16 protein-coding genes are annotated in these 18770 nt (G+C 74.0%); 3 read left to right on the top strand and 13 right to left on the bottom strand.

Translation table 11 applies throughout. The features are described from left to right. Positions 1-3: 3 nt before the first annotated feature. Positions 4-831, top strand: a complete 828-nt coding sequence (locus AB0424_RS06845) for an oxidoreductase (RefSeq protein WP_366302720.1) — start codon at positions 4-6, stop codon at positions 829-831. Between the two features lie 101 nt (positions 832-932). Here AB0424_RS06845 and AB0424_RS06850 read toward each other — a convergent pair whose 3' ends face one another. Beyond that, positions 933-2216, bottom strand: a complete 1284-nt coding sequence (locus AB0424_RS06850) for an adenylosuccinate synthase (protein WP_366302721.1) — start codon at positions 2214-2216, stop codon at positions 933-935. Between the two features lie 143 nt (positions 2217-2359). Here AB0424_RS06850 and AB0424_RS06855 point away from each other — a divergent pair, with 143 nt between their 5' ends. Together AB0424_RS06855 and AB0424_RS06860 are read left to right on the top strand one after the other, a co-directional pair. Then, positions 2360-3196: a diacylglycerol kinase gene (locus tag AB0424_RS06855; RefSeq protein WP_366302722.1), complete on the top strand. Its 837-nt coding sequence runs from the start codon at positions 2360-2362 to the stop codon at positions 3194-3196. Positions 3197-3260: 64 nt separating this feature from the next. Beyond that, positions 3261-4574: a hypothetical protein gene (locus tag AB0424_RS06860; RefSeq protein WP_366302723.1), complete on the top strand. Its 1314-nt coding sequence runs from the start codon at positions 3261-3263 to the stop codon at positions 4572-4574. 118 nt (positions 4575-4692) lie between these two features. On the opposite strand, the gene AB0424_RS06865 is transcribed toward AB0424_RS06860, so the two are convergent. From AB0424_RS06865 to fbaA, 12 genes are all read right to left on the bottom strand, one after another. Next, on the bottom strand, positions 4693-5880 hold the full coding sequence (locus AB0424_RS06865) for a cytochrome P450 (RefSeq protein ID WP_366302724.1): 1188 nt from the start codon (positions 5878-5880) through the stop codon (positions 4693-4695). A gap of 70 nt (positions 5881-5950) precedes the next feature. Then, on the bottom strand, positions 5951-6616 hold the full coding sequence (locus AB0424_RS06870) for a response regulator transcription factor (RefSeq protein ID WP_366302725.1): 666 nt from the start codon (positions 6614-6616) through the stop codon (positions 5951-5953). Then, complete coding sequence (locus tag AB0424_RS06875) at positions 6613-7926, bottom strand: histidine kinase (protein WP_366302726.1); 1314 nt, start codon at positions 7924-7926, stop codon at positions 6613-6615. The genes AB0424_RS06870 and AB0424_RS06875 overlap by 4 nt, the downstream gene beginning before the upstream one ends. 106 nt (positions 7927-8032) lie before the next feature. Then, the gene (locus AB0424_RS06880) at positions 8033-10246 is read right to left on the bottom strand and encodes a VCBS repeat-containing protein (RefSeq protein ID WP_366302727.1); all 2214 of its coding nucleotides are present in this window, start codon (positions 10244-10246) and stop codon (positions 8033-8035) included. A gap of 99 nt (positions 10247-10345) precedes the next feature. After that, complete coding sequence (locus AB0424_RS06885) at positions 10346-11215, bottom strand: alpha/beta hydrolase (protein ID WP_366302728.1); 870 nt, start codon at positions 11213-11215, stop codon at positions 10346-10348. Between the two features lie 104 nt (positions 11216-11319). Next, complete coding sequence (gene kynU, locus AB0424_RS06890; RefSeq protein WP_366302729.1) at positions 11320-12522, bottom strand: kynureninase; 1203 nt, start codon at positions 12520-12522, stop codon at positions 11320-11322. Then, a complete protein-coding gene (locus tag AB0424_RS06895; RefSeq protein WP_366302730.1) occupies positions 12515-13363 on the bottom strand; it encodes a tryptophan 2,3-dioxygenase in 849 nt (282 codons plus the stop codon). The genes kynU and AB0424_RS06895 overlap by 8 nt, the downstream gene beginning before the upstream one ends. 120 nt (positions 13364-13483) lie before the next feature. Beyond that, positions 13484-14311 carry a DUF3152 domain-containing protein gene (locus tag AB0424_RS06900; protein WP_366302731.1) on the bottom strand — a complete coding sequence of 276 codons (828 nt, stop codon included), beginning with the start codon at positions 14309-14311 and terminating at the stop codon, positions 13484-13486. A 193-nt stretch (positions 14312-14504) separates the two neighbouring features. After that, the gene (locus tag AB0424_RS06905; protein ID WP_017240197.1) at positions 14505-14918 is read right to left on the bottom strand and encodes a DUF3151 domain-containing protein; all 414 of its coding nucleotides are present in this window, start codon (positions 14916-14918) and stop codon (positions 14505-14507) included. Between the two features lie 14 nt (positions 14919-14932). Further along, positions 14933-16426: an MFS transporter gene (locus AB0424_RS06910; protein WP_366302732.1), complete on the bottom strand. Its 1494-nt coding sequence runs from the start codon at positions 16424-16426 to the stop codon at positions 14933-14935. A 76-nt stretch (positions 16427-16502) separates the two neighbouring features. Further along, positions 16503-17663 carry a MalY/PatB family protein gene (locus tag AB0424_RS06915; RefSeq protein WP_366302733.1) on the bottom strand — a complete coding sequence of 387 codons (1161 nt, stop codon included), beginning with the start codon at positions 17661-17663 and terminating at the stop codon, positions 16503-16505. Between the two features lie 81 nt (positions 17664-17744). Next, positions 17745-18767: a class II fructose-bisphosphate aldolase gene (gene fbaA, locus AB0424_RS06920; RefSeq protein WP_366302734.1), complete on the bottom strand. Its 1023-nt coding sequence runs from the start codon at positions 18765-18767 to the stop codon at positions 17745-17747. Between the last annotated feature and the right edge of the window lie 3 nt (positions 18768-18770).

Raw genomic sequence — 18770 nt, forward strand, 5'->3', positions numbered from 1 at the left:
CACATGAGCAAGGTCTGGCTGGTCACGGGCGCCAACAGCGGTTTCGGGCGCGCCTTCGCCGAGGTCGCGGTCGCGGCCGGCGACGTCGTGGTCGCCGCCGCCCGCCGCACCGAGACGCTGGACGACCTGGTCGCGGCCCATCCGGACCAGGTGGACGCGGTCGCCCTGGACGTGACGGACGCGGCGGCGGTCGACCGGGTCGTGGCGGCGGCGGTCGAGCGCCACGGACGCATCGACGTCCTCGTCAACAACGCGGGCCGCACCCACGTCGGTTCGGTCGAGGAGACGGACGACGCCGAGCTGCGGTCCCTCTTCGACGTCCACGTCTTCGGCCCGGCCGCCCTCACCCGGGCCGTCCTGCCGCACATGCGGGCCCGCCGTTCCGGCGCGATCGTGCAGCTCAGCAGTGTCGGTGGGCAGATGTCGATGGCCGGGTTCGGCGCCTACAGCGCCACCAAGTTCGCCCTGGAGGGCATGTCGGAGGCGCTGGCGGCCGAGGTCGGCCCGCTCGGCGTGAAGGTGCTGATCGTCGAGCCCGGCGCCTTCCGCACGGGCCTCTTCGGCAACCACAGCCTCAGCGGTGACGGCATCGCCGACTACGCCGACACCGTCGGCGCGACCCGCGCGTTCGTCGAGACCGGCGGCGGCACCCAGGCCGGCGACCCGGCGAAGGCCGTGGCGGCGGTCGTCCGGGCGCTCGAAGCGGACGAGACCCCGCTCCGGCTCGCGCTGGGCGACGACTCCATCGACACGATCCTCGCCCACCTCGACCAGGTCCGCGCCGACGTCACCGCCTGGGAGAAGGTCGGCCGCGACACCAGGCTGTCCTGACGCGGCCGGGCCCCGGGCCCGGACGCGACCGTGCCCCTCCCCCGGATCGGTCCGGGGGAGGGGCACGGTGCCGTGCGCGGTGCGTGCCGCGCGTGGGCGTCCTAGAGGAACGAGTTGATCTCGATCGTCTCGGTACGGCCGGGGCCGACGCCGATCGCGGAGATCGGGGCGCCCGACATCTCCTCCAGGGCCTTCACGTACGCCTGCGCGTTCTTCGGCAGGTCGGCGAAGGTCTTGGCCTTGGTGATGTCCTCGGACCAGCCCGGCAGCATCTCGTAGATCGGCTTCGCGTGGTGGAAGTCGGTCTGCGAGTAGGGCAGCTCCTCGACGCGCTTGCCGTCGATCTCGTACGCGACGCAGACCGGGATCTGCTCCCAGCCGGTCAGCACGTCCAGCTTGGTGAGGAAGAAGTCGGTCAGGCCGTTGACGCGGGTGGCGTAGCGGGCGATGACCGCGTCGAACCAGCCGCAGCGGCGGTCACGGCCGGTGGTGACGCCCCGCTCGCCGCCGATGCGGCGCAGCGCCTCGCCGTCCGCGTCGAACAGCTCCGTCGGGAACGGGCCGGCGCCGACACGGGTCGTGTACGCCTTGAGGATGCCGATGACCCGGCTGATCTTCGTCGGGCCCACGCCGGCGCCGGTGCAGGCGCCGCCCGCGGTCGGGTTCGAGGAGGTGACGAAGGGGTACGTGCCGTGGTCGACGTCGAGCAGGGTGCCCTGGCCGCCCTCGAAGAGCACGACCTTGTCGTCGTCGAGCGCCTTGTTGAGGATCAGCGTCGTGTCGGCGACGAAGGGCTTGATCTGCTCCGCGTACTGGAGCATCTCCTCGACGATCTGCTCGGCCTGGATCGCGCGCCGGTTGTAGAGCTTGGCCAGGAGCTGGTTCTTGCCCTCCAGCGCCGCCTCGACCTTCTGCTCGAGGATCGACTCGTCGTAGAGGTCCTGGACCCGGATGCCGACGCGGTTGATCTTGTCGGCGTAGGTCGGGCCGATGCCGCGCCCGGTGGTGCCGATCTTGCGCTTGCCGAGGAACCGTTCCGTCACCTTGTCGAGGGTGACGTTGTACGGGGTGATCAGGTGGGCGTTGCCGCTGATCAGGAGCTTCGACGTGTCGACGCCGCGCTCGTTCAGTCCGCTCAGCTCGGAGAGCAGGACCGCCGGGTCGACGACGACTCCGTTTCCGATCACCGGGGTACACCCCGGCGAGAGGATTCCGGAAGGGAGAAGATGCAGCGCGTACTTCTGGTCGCCGACGACGACGGTGTGGCCGGCGTTGTTGCCGCCCTGGTAACGCACTACATAGTCAACGGATCCACCGAGGAGGTCGGTGGCCTTTCCCTTGCCCTCGTCACCCCACTGAGCACCGAGCAGCACAAGTGCGGGCACAGGCGTACACCCCTTCCGGGTGGGGCATGTCCAAGGTCAGGGGGCATACGCCGCCTCACCGGTGTGCCCCGGAATAGACGAAGCCCCTGGCGCAATAGCGCAAGGGGCTCTTGCACAAAGATGCTACCCGAGGAAGGACCGAGGTGTCGGATCACGACCAGCTGCTGGTCATCGTCGACCCGGTCGCCCGCCGATGTGACGGCGAGTCCGTGCGGATCGCGAAAGATGTCCTGTCCGCGGGCGCGGAGGCGAAGATCTGCCTGCCGGACGGCCCGGAGGAATTCTCCCGCGCCCTGGCCAGGCGCGGTTCCCGGCGCCCCGTGGTGCTCGGCGACGACCGGGCGCTGCTGCGCACGGTGGCGCTCCTGCACCGGGAGCGGGAGCTCTCCGGGGCCGCCCTCGCCCTCGTCCCGATCGGACCGCCGGACGCCCGCGAAGTGGCCCACGCGCTCGGCGTGCCGCGCTCCACGCCGGCGGCGGCCCGGGCGGTCCTGGACGGTTCGGTCCGCCGTCTGGACCTGCTGGTCGACGACAGCGACGGCGTCGTCCTCGGCGACCTGCTGGTGCCGGCCGTCCCCGCGCTGTCCTCGGCGGCCCCGTCCGTCTGGGGCACCTGCCGCTCCCTCGTCCGCACCCTGGTCCGCCCCGCGCCCACCGCCCTCGCGGTCCGCACCCACCGGCTGCGCGTGGAGGCGGACGGGATCCTGCTCGCCGACGTGGACGACCCGGTGGAGGGCCTGACGGTCCGCTCCGCCGCCGGCACCGCCCGGGTGACCGTCCATCCCGCGGCCGCCCCGGCGCGCCACGTCTCCGCCCGCACGCTCACCGTCTCCGGCCCCGACTTCCGCTACCGCGCCGACGGCCGCCTCTCCGGCCCCGTCCGCCGCCGCACCTGGACCGTCCGCCCCGCCGCCTGGGGGCTGACCCTCCCCCGCGACCCGGCCCGCGACCCGGCCCGGGAGCAGCGCACGGCCACCTGACGCCGGCATCGGTACGGGGGCCGCGCTAGCGTCGGCAGCCGGACACCTGGTGGGGGGACGTGCGATGACGTGTGCGCTGGCCGTCGAGGCGACGGCGAGGGAGCTGGAGCGGTACCGGCGAAGAGCCGCCGGACTGGTCGTCACGGGGCTGGCGGTCCTCGGGGCGGCCGTCGGCCTCGGGGTGCTCGTGCCCGAGGCCGCGTGGGGCGACGACGCGGCCGGCCTGTCGGCCGTGGTCGGGATCCTCTGCCTGGGCGGCGGGACCGGATCGCTGGTCCTCGCGCGACGGATGCGCCGGGCGCTCGGCGCGGCCGTGTGGTCCGCGCACCCCGCGGTGACGGTCGGGCGCACCGGGCACGCGACGACCGTCGTGCTGCGCGCCGCGGACGGGTCCGAGACCTGGCCGCTGGCCGTGGTCGCGGCCCGGCACCGGTACGAGGCGGTGCGGCCGGGGCCGGACGGCGTGCTCTGGTGGTGCGGCGACCCGCGCGTGGGCGGGGTCCTCGCGCCGCCCGGCGGCGAGCCGCTGATCTGGGCGAAGCCGCTCCGGGGCACGCGGGTGCGGCGCATCGTCGTCGGTCAGGCGGAGGCCCGGGGGCTGCTGGAGCGCCCTGTCCCGCGCCGGCCGCAGGCGGCGCCGGCCGCGCCGGAGCGTGGGGGGCCGGATCGGACGGCGCCGGACCGGGTGCGGTCCGTGGCCGGGCCGACGTACGCGGTGCTCGCCGAGCACGCCCGGCGGCAGGCCCTGCCGCAGGACCGGGCGCCGCGGCCGGAGGCGGACGTGCGCGGGGTGCCGTGGTGGCGGGTGCGGAGCCTGCGGCGGGTCGCCGGGCTGCCGTCGGTGCTGGTCGCGCTGGCGTTCTGCGCGGCCGTGGGCGCCGTCGCGCTGACCGGGCCTCCGGCGGAGGACGCCCCGAAGCTGTGGGCGGCGGGCGCGGTGTCCCTGGCCGGCCTCCTGTACTCCGCCTACCGGGCGCTGGTCGGCGGCCTTCCCGCGGCGCGGCTGATGGCCCGGGCCGCGGTCTCCGCCGTGTCCGTCTCGCGGCGGTACGTCCTGCTGTACGACCCGCACGGCGGCGTCCCCGTCCTGCTGCTCTTCCCGGCGCGCGGCGGACCGGACGACCGGCCCGAGGCGGCGGTCCCGCTCCTTCTGCCCGGATCCCGGAAGCGGCCGCGCCGGGGCCTGCCGGCCGTGCCCGCCGGCATCGTCGAGCTGCACGGCCGGTGGGGCTTCGACCCGGCCGGCGAGCGGCTCGTCCCCTGGGTCGAGGGGCGCCCGCTGTGGCCGGGCGGGCCGTACCGGGAGGCGGACGCGGAGGGGTTCGCGGCGCTCGTGGACCGGCTCGCCCCGCCCGTGGAGGAGAGGCTCTCCCCCTGACCGGGCGGCCGGGGCCCGGGCGGGCGGTGGACGGTCGGGCGGTGGACGGTCGGGCGGTGCCCCGTCGGGCAGGGTTCGGTCGGCCGGGGCTCCGTCGGGCCGGGCTCCGCCCGGCGGGTCAGACCTCCACGAGCAGCTCGTCGAAACCGCGGATGACGTAGCCGGGCTTCCAGGCCGGTTCGGCGGCCAGCCGGAGGCCGGGGGCCTGCCGCAGGAGTTCGCCGAAGACGGCGGTGAGTTCGAGGCGGGCGAGCGGGGCGCCGAGGCAGTAGTGGATGCCGGCGCCGAAGGTGACGTGGGGGTTGTCGGCCCGTTCGAGGTCGAGGACGTCGGCGGTGGGGCCGAAGCGGGCCGGGTCGCGGTTGGCGGAGCCGAAGAGCAGGGCGACCTCGGAGCCGCGCGGGAGGACCTGCCCGCCGAGGTCGATGTCGTCGAGGACCCAGCGCTCGAACATCTGGAGCGGGGTGTCGTACCGCAGAAGTTCTTCCACAGCTGTGGACAACTTTTCGGGATGCGGACGGACACCCTGCTCCAGGAGCGTCCGCCAGCCGTTGACCGTGGTGTTCACGGTGGCCTCGTGACCGGCGTTCAGGAGGAGTACGCAGGTGGAGACCATCTCCTGCTCCGTCAGCCCCTCGACCGCGATCAGCGACGAGACGAGGTCCGTGCCCGGCTCCCCGCGCCGCCGTGCGATCAGCTCCCGCAGGTAGCCGGAGAACTCGATCGACGCCTCGACCGCCCGCCGGGCCGTCTCCTGCGAGGGGTTCAGCTCGAACATCCCGCAGATCGCCGCCGACCAGGGCCGCAGCCTGCCGCGCTCCTCGTCGTCCTCCGGGATGCCCAGCATCTCCGCGATCACCGCGACCGGAAGGGGTTCGGCGACGGCGGACAGGAGGTCCCCGCCGCCCGCGGCCACCAGATCGCCGACGAGTCCGGCGGCGAGCCGCCGTACCGTCGGGGCCAGGTCCTCCACCGTCCGAGGCGTGAACGCCTTCGAGACCAGCCGCCGGATCCGGCCGTGGTCGGCCCCCTCCAGATCGAGCAGCCCGTGGTCGTTGAGCGTGTGGAACGGCTCGTGCGCGGCGTCCGGGGCCTCCCGCCCGAACTCCTCGTGCGTGAAGCGGTGGGTGTACGTCCGGCCCAGCCTCCGGTCCCGCAGGAGCGCCGAGACGTCCTCGTGGTGCGGGATCAGCCACTGCCGCGTCGGCGCGTACCAGTGGGCGCGGCCGGCGGCGCGCAGCTCCGCGTAGGCGGGGTAGGGATCGGCGACGAACTCGGGCGACCAGGGGTCGAAGGCAGCGTCCATGGACGGACGCTACCCGCGCCGGCCGCCGGCACCGCTCCCGTCGGCGCCCCGCGGCGGGCCCGCGGGCCGGTCAGCCTCCGACGCGGACCAGACCCGCCTCGTACGCGAAGACCGCCGCCTGCGTGCGGTCGCGCAGGCCCAGCTTCACCAGGATCCGGCTGACGTGGGTCTTGATCGTGGACTCTGCGACGACGAGGTGCTCGGCGATCTCGGCGTTCGACAGGCCCTGGGCGATGAGGACGAGGACCTCCGTCTCCCGCTCGGTCAGCTCGCCGATCTGCGCCATCGCGGGCGGGCGGGGCGCGTTTCCGGGCGCCTTCGCGAACTCGGTGATGAGCCGCCTGGTGACGGTCGGCGCGAGGAGCGCCTCGCCGGCCGCGACGACCCGCACCCCGTCGGCGAGCTGCCGGGCCGAGGCGTCCTTGAGCAGGAAGCCGGAGGCCCCGGCGCGCAGCGCCTGGTAGACGTACTCGTCGAGGTCGAAGGTGGTCAGGACGAGCACCTTGGCGTCCGCGTCGGCGGCGACGATCTCCCGGGTGGCGTCGATGCCGTTCAGCTCGGGCATCCGGATGTCCATCAGGACCACGTCGGGGCGGAGGGCGGCGACCTGGGCGATCGCCTCCCGGCCGTTGACCGCCTCGCCGACGACCTCGATGTCCGGCATCGCGCCGAGCAGCACCGAGAAGCCCTCGCGGACCATCATCTGGTCGTCGACGATCAGGACCTTGATGCTCATTCCGCGTTCTCCCCACGGCTCACGGGGACGAAGGCCGTCACCTCGTAGCCACCGTCCCCGGTCGCCTCGGCCGTCATCTCCCCGCCGAGCATCGTCACACGCTCCCGCATGCCGGTGATGCCGTGACCCGCGCCCGGCGACGGCTTGACGATTCCGCGTGCGGGACCGTTGGCGATGCGCAGGCCGAGCCCGCCGAGGACGTAGCTGACCTCGACCTTCGCCGCCGCGCCGGGCGCGTGCCGCAGCACGTTCGACAGGGCCTCCTGGACGATCCGGTACGCGGAGAGCTCCACACCCTGCGGGAGCTCCCGCACGGCGCCGGTGACCGTCTTCTCGACGTCGAGCCCGGCATCGGCGACGTTGCGGATCAGCGCGTCCAGGTCGCCGAGGGTCGGCTGCGGGGCGTCGGGCGCCTCGTAGTCCTCGGCCCGGACGACGCCGAGGATGCGGCGCAGCTCGGTGAGGGCGGCGACGGCGTTCTCGCGGATGGTGAGGAACGCCTGCTCCAGCTCCGGCGGCGGGTTCTCGACCCGGTAGGGCGCGGCCTCGGCCTGGATGGCGACCACCGACATGTGGTGGGCGACGACGTCGTGGAGCTCGCGGGCGATGGTGGTGCGCTCCTCCAGGACGGTCCGCTTGGAGATCTCCTGGGCGGTGACGGTCTGCTGCGCGGTGACGTCGCGGTCGGCCTGGCGGCGGACCTGGAAGACGGTGACGGTGAGCAGGACCATGGCCGACACGAACACCATGGGGAGGGCGTCGCTGCCGCCGCCCGACCCGAGGAACATCTCGGCGAAGAGGGCGTAGCAGGCCGTGGCGATCCACATCCACGCGGCGGTACGGGGCCGGGTGCGGGCGGCGACCACGCCGAGGACCACCAGGTGCGCGGCGAAGGAGGCCGCCGACCAGGGGAAGCCGGTACCGAAGCCGCCGACGGCCCCGATGAACGGCGCCGACGCGAGCGAGGCCCAGAAGGCGAGGACCGGGCGGACCAGGGTGAGCAGCACGATCGCGGGCGGCGCGCAGGTCGCGACGAACGTGATCGGACCGAGGGAGCCGTAGGTGCGCTCGTAGCCGACGAAGAAGACGATCATCGCCAGGAAGCCGACGACGGCGTGCGGGAAGAGGCCGGCGGACTCCCGTATCCGCGACGGCAGGAAGCGGGCGGGGCCGCCGGTCACGTCCGCGCGGGGCAGCGGCCGGTAGGCGAAGGCGTCGTGGACGAGTTCCTGGCGCAGCCCCCCGAGCGCCACCTGCACCAGGCGGAACTCGGGGCTGCGGCTCGTCTCGGAGAGCGGTGTCTGGGTCACGGGAACAACGGTACGGGCGGAGCCGGACGGGGTCGTCCGGCTCCGTACGGATCCTCCCGGGTCCCCCTTGAGGAGGAGGAGGGCGCCGGGGCGCCCCCTCCGGTGCTCAGGCGAGGTGGTTGAACTTCGTGCCCTCGCCGGCGTAGACCGTGGTCGACTGCCGGGTCAGCGGGGTGGTGGGGTTGCCGGTGGCGGGGTAGACCGTGGCGCCGGCGGGGCCGTAGGCGACCAGGTCGGGGCGGCCGTCGGCGGTGACGTCGCCGGCGCCGACGAGGTGGGTGAACCCGCCCCAGCCGGCGCTGATGCGGACGCGGGCGGAGAAGGTGCCCGCGCCGTTGCCGGGGTAGAGCCAGAGGACGCCGGCGGTGTCACGGGCGAGGAGATCGCCCGCCGGGGTGCCGGCGACGTCGCCGACGGCGGTGATCTGGTCGAAGCCGTTCCAGCCGGCGCCGAGCCGGGTGCGGCCCGAGTAGGGGGCGGACCAGCTTCCGGTGGCCTTGTAGAGCCACATGACGCCGGCGGTGTCGGTGGCCACGAGGTCGGGGCGGCCGTCGCCGGTGAGGTCGCTGCCGGCGGCGAACTTGTTGTAGCCCTGCCAGCCCGCGCTGATCTTCGTGCGGGTGGCGAAGGTGCCGTCGCCCTTGCCGAGGTAGCTCCACAGGACGCCGGCGGTGTCGCGGGCGATGAGGTCGCCGGCGGGCGCCCCGGCGAGGTTCCCGGCGGCCTCGATCGTGTTGTAGACCTGCCAGCCGGCGCCCAGCCGGGTCCGCCGGGCGGGGACGATCTGTCCGTCGACGGGCCGGTCGCGCAGGTCGTCGCGCCACAGGACACCGGCGGCGTCGCGGGCGAGGAGGTCGGTGGCGCCGTTGTCGTCGTAGTCGTGCGGGTTGGCCGTGCGGGTGACGTTCATGAGCCAGCCCTGGTAGGCGGGCTCGCCGGCGCCGCCCGCGAGCGTCGCCTCGGCCTCCACGCCGTACCTGCCGTTCGGCGCGTCCACGCCGTCGATCACGCCGTCCCAGTCGAAGGAGAACAGGGTGCCGGACGCCGGCGCGGTCAGGCGCTTGGTGAACTCCTTGCCCGTGGCGGTGTGCGTGAGCGTGACGTCCAGGGAGGCGTCGGCGCGCGACAGCGTCCAGCCCAGCGTCACCTTGCCGCCGGTCTTGTCGAGGTCGACCGTGTCGGGGACGTGGACCTGCTCGATCGCCAGCGGCTTCTCCGCCGAGGGCGGGCCCGTCTCCGCGACCTTGGTGACCGTCGGGGTGCCGTCCGCACCGGCCACGACCCGGAACAGGCCGGCGCCGTCGGCGGCCCGGCTGCCGAGCAGCACGGCGCTGCCGTCGGACGAGGCCGTCGCGCGCGGGGCCGAGACGCCGAGGTCGACGGTCTGGCCGCCGGTCAGGGAGACGGCCTTGGCGGGGTGGTCGGCGTTGCCGTAGACCAGCCACTCGCCGACCAGCGTGCTGTGCCACTCGTCGCCGTGGGAGCCGAGGACGGTGTCCTTCCGCTCGCCCGTCTCGCGGTCGACGGAGGTGATGTAGTCGCCGACACCGGCCTTGTAGTTGAACCAGGCCACGTGGGAGGCGGAGAATTCCAGGCCGCCGTATTCGAACCCCGACTCGGGCGAGGCGTAGGTCGAGGTCGCCGTCCCGGCCGCCACGTCGATCAGGGCCCGGCCACCGGTCCGCCCGTCCTGCGGCCCCGTCTCGTACCCGACGAGGACGGAGCCGTCGTGGGCCTGCGAGCCGAAGAAGTCGGTGGCGTCCGCCGGCAGGCCGGTGATCTTGCGGCTGGTCGTCGTGGCGCCGTCCTTGGTGACGACGTGCAGTTCGGCCTGGCCGACCTCGTTCGTCACCTGCGCGAGCACGCTCGTCGGGCTCAGCACGGCCACGTAGGTGCCGTTCAGCGCGCCGAGGTCGATGGCCACGGCGGGGGCGGCGGGGGCGGCCATGTTCCGCAGGGTGATCGAGCGGAAGTTGACGGTCCAGGAGGCGTCGCCGAGGACGACCACGTCACCGGCGCCGATGGACCATCCCTTGGGCTCCTGGAGCGGGGTCGCGGTGCCGCCGTCGTACGGCGTCCACAGCAGCTTGCGGCTGCCGTCCCGGTCGAACGAGTAGGTGAGGAAGCCGGACGGGCCCACGCCCCCGAAGTCGGAGCCTTCGGGGAAGACGGGCAGCCCGGAGGCGGACTGCGCGGCCGAGGAGGAGGTGGCCGCGAACGCGGTCGGCGCGGTGGCCAGCGTGCCGGCACCGAGGGCGGTGACGGCGAGGGCGGCGGTGACGGCCAGGGCGAGCCGGGTGCCGGCGGAACGGTGCTGCAAGGTGAAAACCCCCACGAGGACGGTCGGACACGGGACTGCCGTGTCTGATGTGACACGCGACCGCCTCGAAGAGTTGTACGAGAGATGCGATTTCCCCGGTCACCAGGCCAGCTGGGCGATCTCCTCCGCGACCACCGCGCAGGCGTCGGCCGCCGGGTCGATGAGGGGGAAGTGGCCGACCTCCTCCAGGAAGGTGAGGCCGGTCTCCTCGCCCGCCTTGCCGGCCGCCTCCGCGTACGCCTCGGCCACGACGCACGGGACCACGAGGTCCTCGCGGCCGTGGACGACGGTGGTCGCGATGCCGGTCGGCAGGAGGACGGAGGGGTCGGCGAGGGCGGCGCGGGCCTCGAACTCGGCCGGTTCGCCGAGCAGTTCGCCGACGGCTCCGCCGCACACCCCGAGCTCCACGGCACGGGCGAAGTGGGCGATCGGGGCGAGGGCGACGACCCCGCGGAAGGCCGGCGGGGCGGGGAGGTGCCACGGGGCGTCGGCGGGCAGGCCGTGCCGGGCGGCGGCCCACAGCGCGAGGTGGCCGCCCGCCGAGTGGCCGGTGAGGACGACGCGGCCGACGTCGGCCTGCGGCAGGTGCGCGGCGGCCAGTTCGGGTACGGCGTCGAGCGCGGCGGCGACGTCGTCGAAGGTCTCGGGCCAGCGGCCGGCGACCGGGGCCGTGCCGCCCTGGCGGGGGATGTCGCTGCCGCGCCGGTACTCGACGTTCGCCACGGCGAACCCCCGGCGGGCCAGGAAGTCGACGAAGGGGGTCAGGTGCTGCCGGTCGTACGGGGCGCGCCAGGCGCCGCCGTGCAGGGCGACCACGAGCGGCGCCCGGGTGCTCCCGTCGCGCGGGGCGTAGAAGTCGATCACCTGGTCCGGGTGGTCGCCGTACGCGGCGGAGGCGTCCGGGGGGACGGCCGGGTGCGAGAACGCCGACGCCTCTTCGGCGGCATCACGCGCGGCGGGGTCCGGCATGCTGTTCCAACCTCTCGGATACGCGGCCGAATCGGCCTGATCTGCGGGGACGGTACCAGCACCGGAGTCCCCGCGGACCAGGCGATCCTCGGACGGTCGCGCCGCTAGGCGGGGAGGTCGGCCAGGACCTCCGCGAGGACCCGCGCGGCCCTCTCCGCGTCGGCGAAACCGACGTACAGCGGCGTGAATCCGAACCGCAGCACGTCCGGGCGGCGGAGGTCGCCGACCACCCCGCGCCGGATGAGCTCGGCCATGACGGCCGGGGCCTCGGCGCACCGCAGGGCGACCTGGCTGCCCCGCTCGCCGTGCGCCTCGGGCGTCGCGGACTCGACCCGGCCCTCGGGGGCGTACGCCCGCACGCACTCCAGGAAGAAGTCCGTCAGCGCGAGGGACTTGGCCCGCACGTCCTCGACGTCGACGCCGTCCCAGACGTCCAGCGCCGATTCCAGGGCCAGCATCGACAGGATGTCCGGGGTGCCGACCCGGCCCCGCACGGCGCCCTCGGCCGCCGTGTACCCGGGGGTCATGGCGAACGGGTCGGCATGCGAGTTCCAGCCGGGCAGCGGCGAGTCGAAGGCGGCCTGGTGGCGCTCGGCGACGTACAGGTACGCGGGCGAACCGGGTCCGCCGTTCAGGTACTTGTAGGTGCAGCCGACGGCCAGGTCGACGCCGTGGGCGTCCAGCCCGACGGGCAGGGCGCCCGCGCTGTGGCACAGGTCCCAGACGGCGAGCGCGCCCGCCGCGTGGAGCGCGGCGGTGATGCCGGGCAGGTCCTGGAGCCGGCCGCTGCGGTAGTCGACGTGGTTGACGAGTGCGGCGGCCGTGCGCGGTCCGGCCGCGCCGGGGATCGCGGCGGGGTCGACGGGCACGATCCGGTGCCCGGTCATCCGCGCCGCCGACTCCGCGATGTACCCGTCCGTGGGGAAGGTCGTCGCGTCGACGAGGATCTCGTCGCGGCCGTCCCCGGCGAGCCGGGCCGCGGCGACGACGGCCTTGAAGACGTTCACGCTGGTCGAGTCGCCGACGACGATCCGGCCCGGGGCGGCGCCGACGATCGGCGCGATCCGGTCGCCGATCCGCTCGGGCGCGGTCCACCAGCCGGACTCGTCCCAGGAGCGGATGCGCAGCTCGCCCCACTCGCGGGTGATGACGTCGGCCATGCGGGCCGGGACGTGGGCGGGCAGCGCGCCGAGCGAGTTGCCGTCGAGGTAGACGGTCCCGGCGTCGAGGGCGAACTTCTCGCGGTGCTTGCCCAGCTCGTCGGCGGCGTCGAGCTCCAGCGCCCTGTTCAGGAGGCGGTCAGACATGGCTGCGGGCCGTCCAGAGCTCGGGGAACACGTTCTTCTGGGCGCGCTTCTCCAGCCAGGCCACGCCGGCCGAGCCGCCGGTGCCGGTCTTGGCCCCCATCGCGCGCCGGGTCGCGACCAGGTGGTCGTTGCGCCAGCGCCAGACGAGTTCGGCGACGTCGCTGAGGGCCTCGCCCAGGCGGACGAGCTCGCCGCTCTGGTCGGGGTCGGCGTAGATCCCGGCCCAGACCGCCTCGATCTCGGGGGACGGCTCGTAGCGCTGCGACAGGTCGCGGCCGAGGACGCCGGCCGGCACGGGCAGGCCGCGGCGGGCCAGGAACGCGAGGACCTCGTCGTACAGGCTCGGCTCGTGCAGCGCCTTCTCCAGCTCGGCGTGGACGCGGGGCGCGCCCCGGTGCGGCACGAGCATGGAGGCGGCCTTGTCGCCGAGCAGGAACTCCATCCGCCGGTACATCGCCGACTGGAAGCCGGAGCCCTCGCCGAGCGCGGCGCGGTAGGCGTTGAACTGGGCGGGGGTGAGCTGGGCCAGCGGCCGCCAGGAGTGGTTGAGCGCCTCCAGCTCGCGCACGGAGCGCTTGAGCGCGTCCATCGCGACGGGGACGCGGTCCTCGCGCAGGGCGCGGCTCGCGGTCTCCCACTCGTGGACGATCACCGTGAACCACAGCTCCATGACCTGGGTGGTGACCAGGAAGACCATCTCGCCCGGGTCGTCCGAGCGGAGGTGCTGGAGGTGGGTGAGGACGTCCGCCTGGACGTAGTCCTCGTACGGCGTGGTACCCGCGAAGTCGAGGTTCGGGTCGTCTGCGACCGAACCGGCTCCGGCATCGGGGAAGGTGGACATTGCTGTCTCCTCGATACGTACTACCGGGTAGCGGTCTGCTCCTCCGTGCGGCACGTCGTCCGGCACGGGAGCCCCGGTCCCCTCGGGAGGCGTGCTTCGTCGCGCGCCGTCCCAAGCGCATCATGACACGATCGGACCAGTGATGTAGCTCCCGTCTTCGTCATACGGAAACGCGTTCGAGCGACATCCGTGGAGTCCCTTGATCTGCTGCATCATCGCCGGGGCGGGCCTGCCCGGCCCCGGGCAGCCCAGGTGCGCGCGGAGCCCGATCTCGTGGCCGACCTCGTGGTTGATGATCAGATGCCGGTACTCCTCCGGCGGCCCCGCGAAGGTCGGCGAGCCCAGCATCCACCGCTTGAGGTTCACCACGACACCGTCGGCGGTCTCGCAGTTCAGCTCGCCGTGGGTCCGCAGCCCCTGGCGGAGGCAGAGCGCGTCCGCCGTGTCCGGGGTGGCGATCCGGATGACGAAGTCGGCGTTCTCCGACACCAGCTGGAACCGGCCGCGGCCGTGCGCGGCCCAGCCGCGGGGATGGGCCAGGATCCGCTGGATCTCGGCGGCCGTCTCCTGCGCCGACAGGGCGATGCCGTTCTCCACCTGGACCCGGTAGCGGCGCAGGGTGCCGCCGGCACCGGTCGGCGCCCCGGTGGACCTCGCGGTGGTGAAGGTCCCGGCACCGGACCGCGGCACCACGGGCTTCTTCGAGGCGGTGCGCTGCGGCGTGCCGGTCGGCCGCGGCGTCGGTGCCGGCATCGGCGGGGGCGTGGAGCTGGGGGGCGCGGGCTTCGCCGTCGGCGCCGGCTGCTCCGAACGGGTCGCCGGCGAGGCGGTGGCACGGGGGCTTTCGGCGTCCGCCGTCCGCCCGGCCGCCGGCGGCGCCGCGGCCTTCCCGTCCGTCGTGTCGTCGAAGTCCGCGAGGGCTGCCCCCGCCCCGAGCACGACGGTCATCAGGACCATGGCGGGCAGCCCCAGGCGGGTGCCCGACCGGTGTGTCCCACTCCTGCGCCGCCGTCCGGCGGGTGCGGCTCGTCTCCCCACGACAGACTTCCCCCTCGTCCTGCGGTTCCGGGGATCGTACCGGGGACGTCGAACGCCCTTTCCCCACACGGGGAAAGGGCGTGCGAGCCGGGCGGGGGAACCGTCAGCCGAGCGTCTCGGCCGCCGTCTCGGAGGAGTCCCGCAGGAAGGTGGAGCAGCGCTCGTACTCGTCCTTCTCGCCGATGTCGCCGGCCGCGCGGGCCAGGGCGTGCAGGGCGCGCAGGAAGCCGCGGTTCGGCTCGTGCTCCCACGGCACCGGGCCGTGGCCCTTCCAGCCGTTGCGGCGCAGGGCGTCCAGGCCGCGGTGGTAGCCGGTCCGGGCGTAGGCGTACGACTCGACGACCGAGCCGCGCTCGTAGGCGTCGTCGGCGAGCCGGGCCCAGGCGAGCGAGGAGGTCGGGTACTTCGCGGCGACGTCCGCCGGCGCCGTGCCGTTCGCGAGCAGCTCGCGCGGCCCCGGGTCGTCGGGCAGGTGGGTGGGGGCCGGTCCCCCCAGGAGGTTCTCGTGGATGGCCATGGGCCCAGTCTGCCTCAGGCCGCGGGCCCCGGGCCGCCCCGCTCCCCCGTCTCCCCGGTGCGCCCCCGCTCCCCCGGGTCCAGGGGTGGCGACGTCACGCCGCAGTGCACCCGGCACTCGGGGTGGCAGCCGGCCCGCGGGGCCGGCACCCGCAGGGTCGTCCAGGCGATGACCGCGCCCGCCACCAGGAGCGCCGCGCACATCGGCATCGCCCGCCGGAAGGTCGCGCCGAACTCCTCCGCCGAGCGGTACGCCTCCGGGCCCATCCCGGCGAGCAGCGGCAGCGCGGCCACCGCGAGGAGGCCGGCCGCCCGGGCCGCCGCGTTGTTGATCCCGCTGGCGAGCCCCGCCCGGCCCACGTCCACCGAGGCGAGGACGGTCGCCGTCAGCGGCGCGACCAGGGCCGTCATGCCGAGCCCGAGCACCAGGAGGGCCGGCAGCACGTCCTGCACGTAGTCGGCGTCCTCGCCCACCCGCAGCATCAGCAGCATCCCGGCGGCGCACAGCAGCGGCCCGACCGTGAGCGGGATGCGGGGGCCGATCCGCTCGCCCAGCTCGCCGGACTTGGCCGACAGCAGCAGCATCAGCACGGTCGTCGGCAGCAGGGCCGTGCCGGCGGCGAGCGCCGAGTAGCCGGAGACGACCTGGAGCTGGAGCGCGGCGAGGAAGAAGAACCCGCCGAAGGCCGCGTAGACGCAGAGGGTGACCACGTTGACGGCCGTGAAGAGCCGCGAGCGGAAGATCGACGGCGGCGTCATCGCCGACTCGCCGCGGCGCCGCTCCACCCCCACGAACGCGGCGCCCACCAGGACGCCGGCCGCCCCGGCCCACCACGCCTCGCCGATCAGCGCGTAGGTGACGAGGGCGAGCGCCGCGGCGCCGAGCACGGCGCCGAGCACGTCGAAGCGGCCGTGCGCCGCCTCGTCCCGGGACTCGGGGACGTGCAGGAGGGCGACCGGCACGCAGACGGCGGCGAGCGGCACGTTCAGCAGGAACACCCACCGCCAGCCCGGTCCGTCCACCAGCCATCCCCCGACGAACGGCCCGATCGCCGCCCCGACCCCGCCGAAGCCCGACCACAGCCCGACCGCCCTGGCCCGGTCGTCCTCGTGGAAGCTGGCCTGGATCAGCGCGAGCGAGCCGGGGGTGAGCAGCGCGCCGCCCACCCCCTGGAGGGCGCGGGCCGCGATCAGCACGCCGGTGTTCGGGGCGAGCCCGCACAGCAGCGAGGCGATCGCGAACCACACCACGCCGATCACGAAGACCCGCCGCCGGCCGTAGCGGTCGCCGAGCGCCCCGCCGAGCAGGATCAGCCCGGCGAGGGTCAGCATGTAGGCGTTGACGGTCCACTGGAGCGCGCCGAGGTCGGCGTCCAGGTCCTCGCCGATGTGGGGCAGGGCGACGTTGACGACGGTGGAGTCGAGCAGCGCCATGCCGGACCCGAGCACGGTCGTGAACACGATCCACCGGCCCGTGCCCGAGGCCATCCTCACGTCCCGCACACCCATGTCTGCATGGTCCCGCGAACGCCGGAGCCCCGCCCATCGGACGCCGCCGGGGCAGCGCGGCCGTCGAAGGGCGCCGTCAGGCCGTGCGCAGGCGGTTCGCCGCGCGGACGAGCGCGTCCACGCCGCGCTCGGCCTTGTCGCGGGGGCAGCCCACGTTGAGCCGGACGTGCCCGGGAGTGCCGTAGACGCTTCCGGGCATGATGGCGACCTTCTCCACCGCCACCAGCTCCTCCTGGAGCCGGGCCTCCTCGATCCCCAGCGGCCGCAGGTCGATCCAGGCGAGGTAGCCGGCCTGCGGGGGCGTCCAGTCGACCTCGGGAAGGCCCTCCGCGAGCCGCTCCCGGACCGTGGACATGGTGCCCGCGACGTACGCGCGCAGGGCGTCCAGCCAGGGGGCGCCCTGCCGGTACGCGGCGATGTGGGCGGTCAGGGAGAGCACGGCGGGCGAGGCCAGCCCCTCACCCGTCTCCATCCGCCGGATGAAGGCCGTGCGCTCGTCGGGGTCGCCGATCAGCCCGTACGAGCCGGAGAGCGCGGGGAAGTTGAACGCCTTGGTGCCCGAGGTGACCAGGGCCCAGCGGTGGCCCCGGCCCGGCTCGGCGACCCGGGTCCAGGGGATGTGGCGGTGGCCGTCGGTCGTCAGGTCCGCGTGGATCTCGTCGCTGACGACGGCCGCTCCGTGGCGCTCGGCCAGCCGGGCGAACGCGGCCAGCTCCTCCTCGGTCCACACCCGTCCGGTCGGGTTGTGCGGGGAGCAGAGCAGCAGCATCCGGCTGTCCGGACGGGCCAGCTCCCGTTCGAGGGCGTCGGGGTCCCCGAGGGGGACGCCGCGCAGCTCGCGCCCGAGCCCGGTGACGGCCTTGCGGAAGCCGTCGTAGGTGGGGGTGTGCACGACGACGCCGTCGCCGGGCTCCGTCCACATCTGCAGCAGCTGGGAGAGCTGGCTGAGCACCGACGGCGCGTAGACCAGGGTCTCGGTGTCGATGTCGGTGGCGAACCGGCTCGCGTACCAGTGGCGGATCGCCTCGCGGAAGCCGCCGAGACGCCAGTCGGTGTAGCCGAAGACGCCGTGGTCGACCCGCTCGCGGAGAGCGTCGAGCACCTCCGGCGGGGAGGCGAAGTCCATGTCGGAGATGGTGAAGGGAAGCAGGTCGGAGACGCCGAAGCGGTCCGCGATGCCGTCCCACTGGACCGACGAGGTACCGCGCCGGTCTATCTCTCGGTCGAAGTCGTACATCAGGCCCTTCCCGTCGGTCGACGCACGAGAGCCCGGCACCTGAGGAGGTACCGGGCCCTGTGTGCTCACACCTTGACTGCGTTACTTCAGCTTGGTGCCGGTCGAGCGCAGCGCGGCGCACGCCTCGGTCACGCGGACGGCCATGCCGGCCTCGGCCAGCTTGCCCCAGGTGCGCGGGTCGTAGGTCGACTTCACGCCGACCTCGCCGTCGACCTTCAGGACGCCGTCGTAGTTCTTGAACATGTGGTTCGCCACCGGACGCGTGAAGGCGTACTGCGTGTCGGTGTCGAGGTTCATCTTCACGACGCCGTTCTCCAGCGCGGTGGCGATCTCCTCGGCCGTGGAGCCCGAGCCGCCGTGGAAGACGAAGTCGAACGGGGACGCCTTGCCGAACTTCTCGGAGACGCCCGCCTGGAGGTCCTTGAGGAGCTCGGGGCGGAGCACGACGTTGCCCGGCTTGTAGACGCCGTGCACGTTGCCGAAGGACGCGGCGAGCAGGTAGCGGCCCTTCTCGCCCAGGCCGAGGGCCTCGGCGGTGCGGATCGCGTCGTCGACGGTGGTGTACAGCTCGTCGTTGATCTCGTGGCTGACGCCGTCCTCCTCGCCACCGGTCGGGGTGATCTCGACCTCAAGGATGATCTTGGCGGCGGCGGCCTTCGCGAGCAGCTCCTGGCCGATGGCCAGGTTGTCCGCGAGGGTCTCGGCGGAGCCGTCCCACATGTGCGACTGGAACAGCGGGTTCTCGCCGCGGGCGACGCGCTCGGCGGAGACGTCGAGCAGCGGACGGACGTAGCCGTCCAGCTTGTCCTTCGGGCAGTGGTCGGTGTGGAGGGCGACCGTGATGTCGTACTTCGCGGCGACGATGTGCGCGAACTCGGCCAGGGCAACGGCGCCCGTGACCATGTCCTTGTTGTACTGACCGCCCAGGAACTCGGCTCCGCCGGTCGAGATCTGGATGATGCCGTCGCTCTCGGCCTCAGCGAAGCCGCGCAGAGCGGCGTGCAGGGTCTGGGACGAGGTCACATTGATGGCCGGGTAGGCGAACTTGCCTGCCTTCGCCCGGTCGAGCATCTCGTTGTAGACCTCGGGGGTTGCGATGGGCATTCG

The organism is Streptomyces sp. NPDC051180 (genome assembly GCF_040689545.1).
In the GTDB taxonomy this organism is placed as follows: domain Bacteria; phylum Actinomycetota; class Actinomycetes; order Streptomycetales; family Streptomycetaceae; genus Streptomyces.

What these genes read in the sequence shown, in the direction of transcription:
- AB0424_RS06910 (WP_366302732.1), bottom strand. Translation starts at nt 16,426, where the DNA reads ATGGGTGTGCGGGACGTGAGGATGGCCTCGGGCACGGGCCGGTGGATC.
- AB0424_RS06845 (WP_366302720.1), top strand. Translation starts at nt 4, where the DNA reads ATGAGCAAGGTCTGGCTGGTCACGGGCGCCAACAGCGGTTTCGGGCGC.
- AB0424_RS06865 (WP_366302724.1), bottom strand. Translation starts at nt 5,880, where the DNA reads ATGGACGCTGCCTTCGACCCCTGGTCGCCCGAGTTCGTCGCCGATCCC.
- AB0424_RS06895 (WP_366302730.1), bottom strand. Translation starts at nt 13,363, where the DNA reads ATGTCCACCTTCCCCGATGCCGGAGCCGGTTCGGTCGCAGACGACCCG.
- AB0424_RS06860 (WP_366302723.1), top strand. Translation starts at nt 3,261, where the DNA reads ATGACGTGTGCGCTGGCCGTCGAGGCGACGGCGAGGGAGCTGGAGCGG.
- AB0424_RS06870 (WP_366302725.1), bottom strand. Translation starts at nt 6,616, where the DNA reads ATGAGCATCAAGGTCCTGATCGTCGACGACCAGATGATGGTCCGCGAG.
- AB0424_RS06885 (WP_366302728.1), bottom strand. Translation starts at nt 11,215, where the DNA reads ATGCCGGACCCCGCCGCGCGTGATGCCGCCGAAGAGGCGTCGGCGTTC.
- AB0424_RS06905 (WP_017240197.1), bottom strand. Translation starts at nt 14,918, where the DNA reads ATGGCCATCCACGAGAACCTCCTGGGGGGACCGGCCCCCACCCACCTG.
- fbaA (WP_366302734.1), bottom strand. Translation starts at nt 18,767, where the DNA reads ATGCCCATCGCAACCCCCGAGGTCTACAACGAGATGCTCGACCGGGCG.
- AB0424_RS06915 (WP_366302733.1), bottom strand. Translation starts at nt 17,663, where the DNA reads ATGTACGACTTCGACCGAGAGATAGACCGGCGCGGTACCTCGTCGGTC.
- AB0424_RS06900 (WP_366302731.1), bottom strand. Translation starts at nt 14,311, where the DNA reads ATGACCGTCGTGCTCGGGGCGGGGGCAGCCCTCGCGGACTTCGACGAC.
- kynU (WP_366302729.1), bottom strand. Translation starts at nt 12,522, where the DNA reads ATGTCTGACCGCCTCCTGAACAGGGCGCTGGAGCTCGACGCCGCCGAC.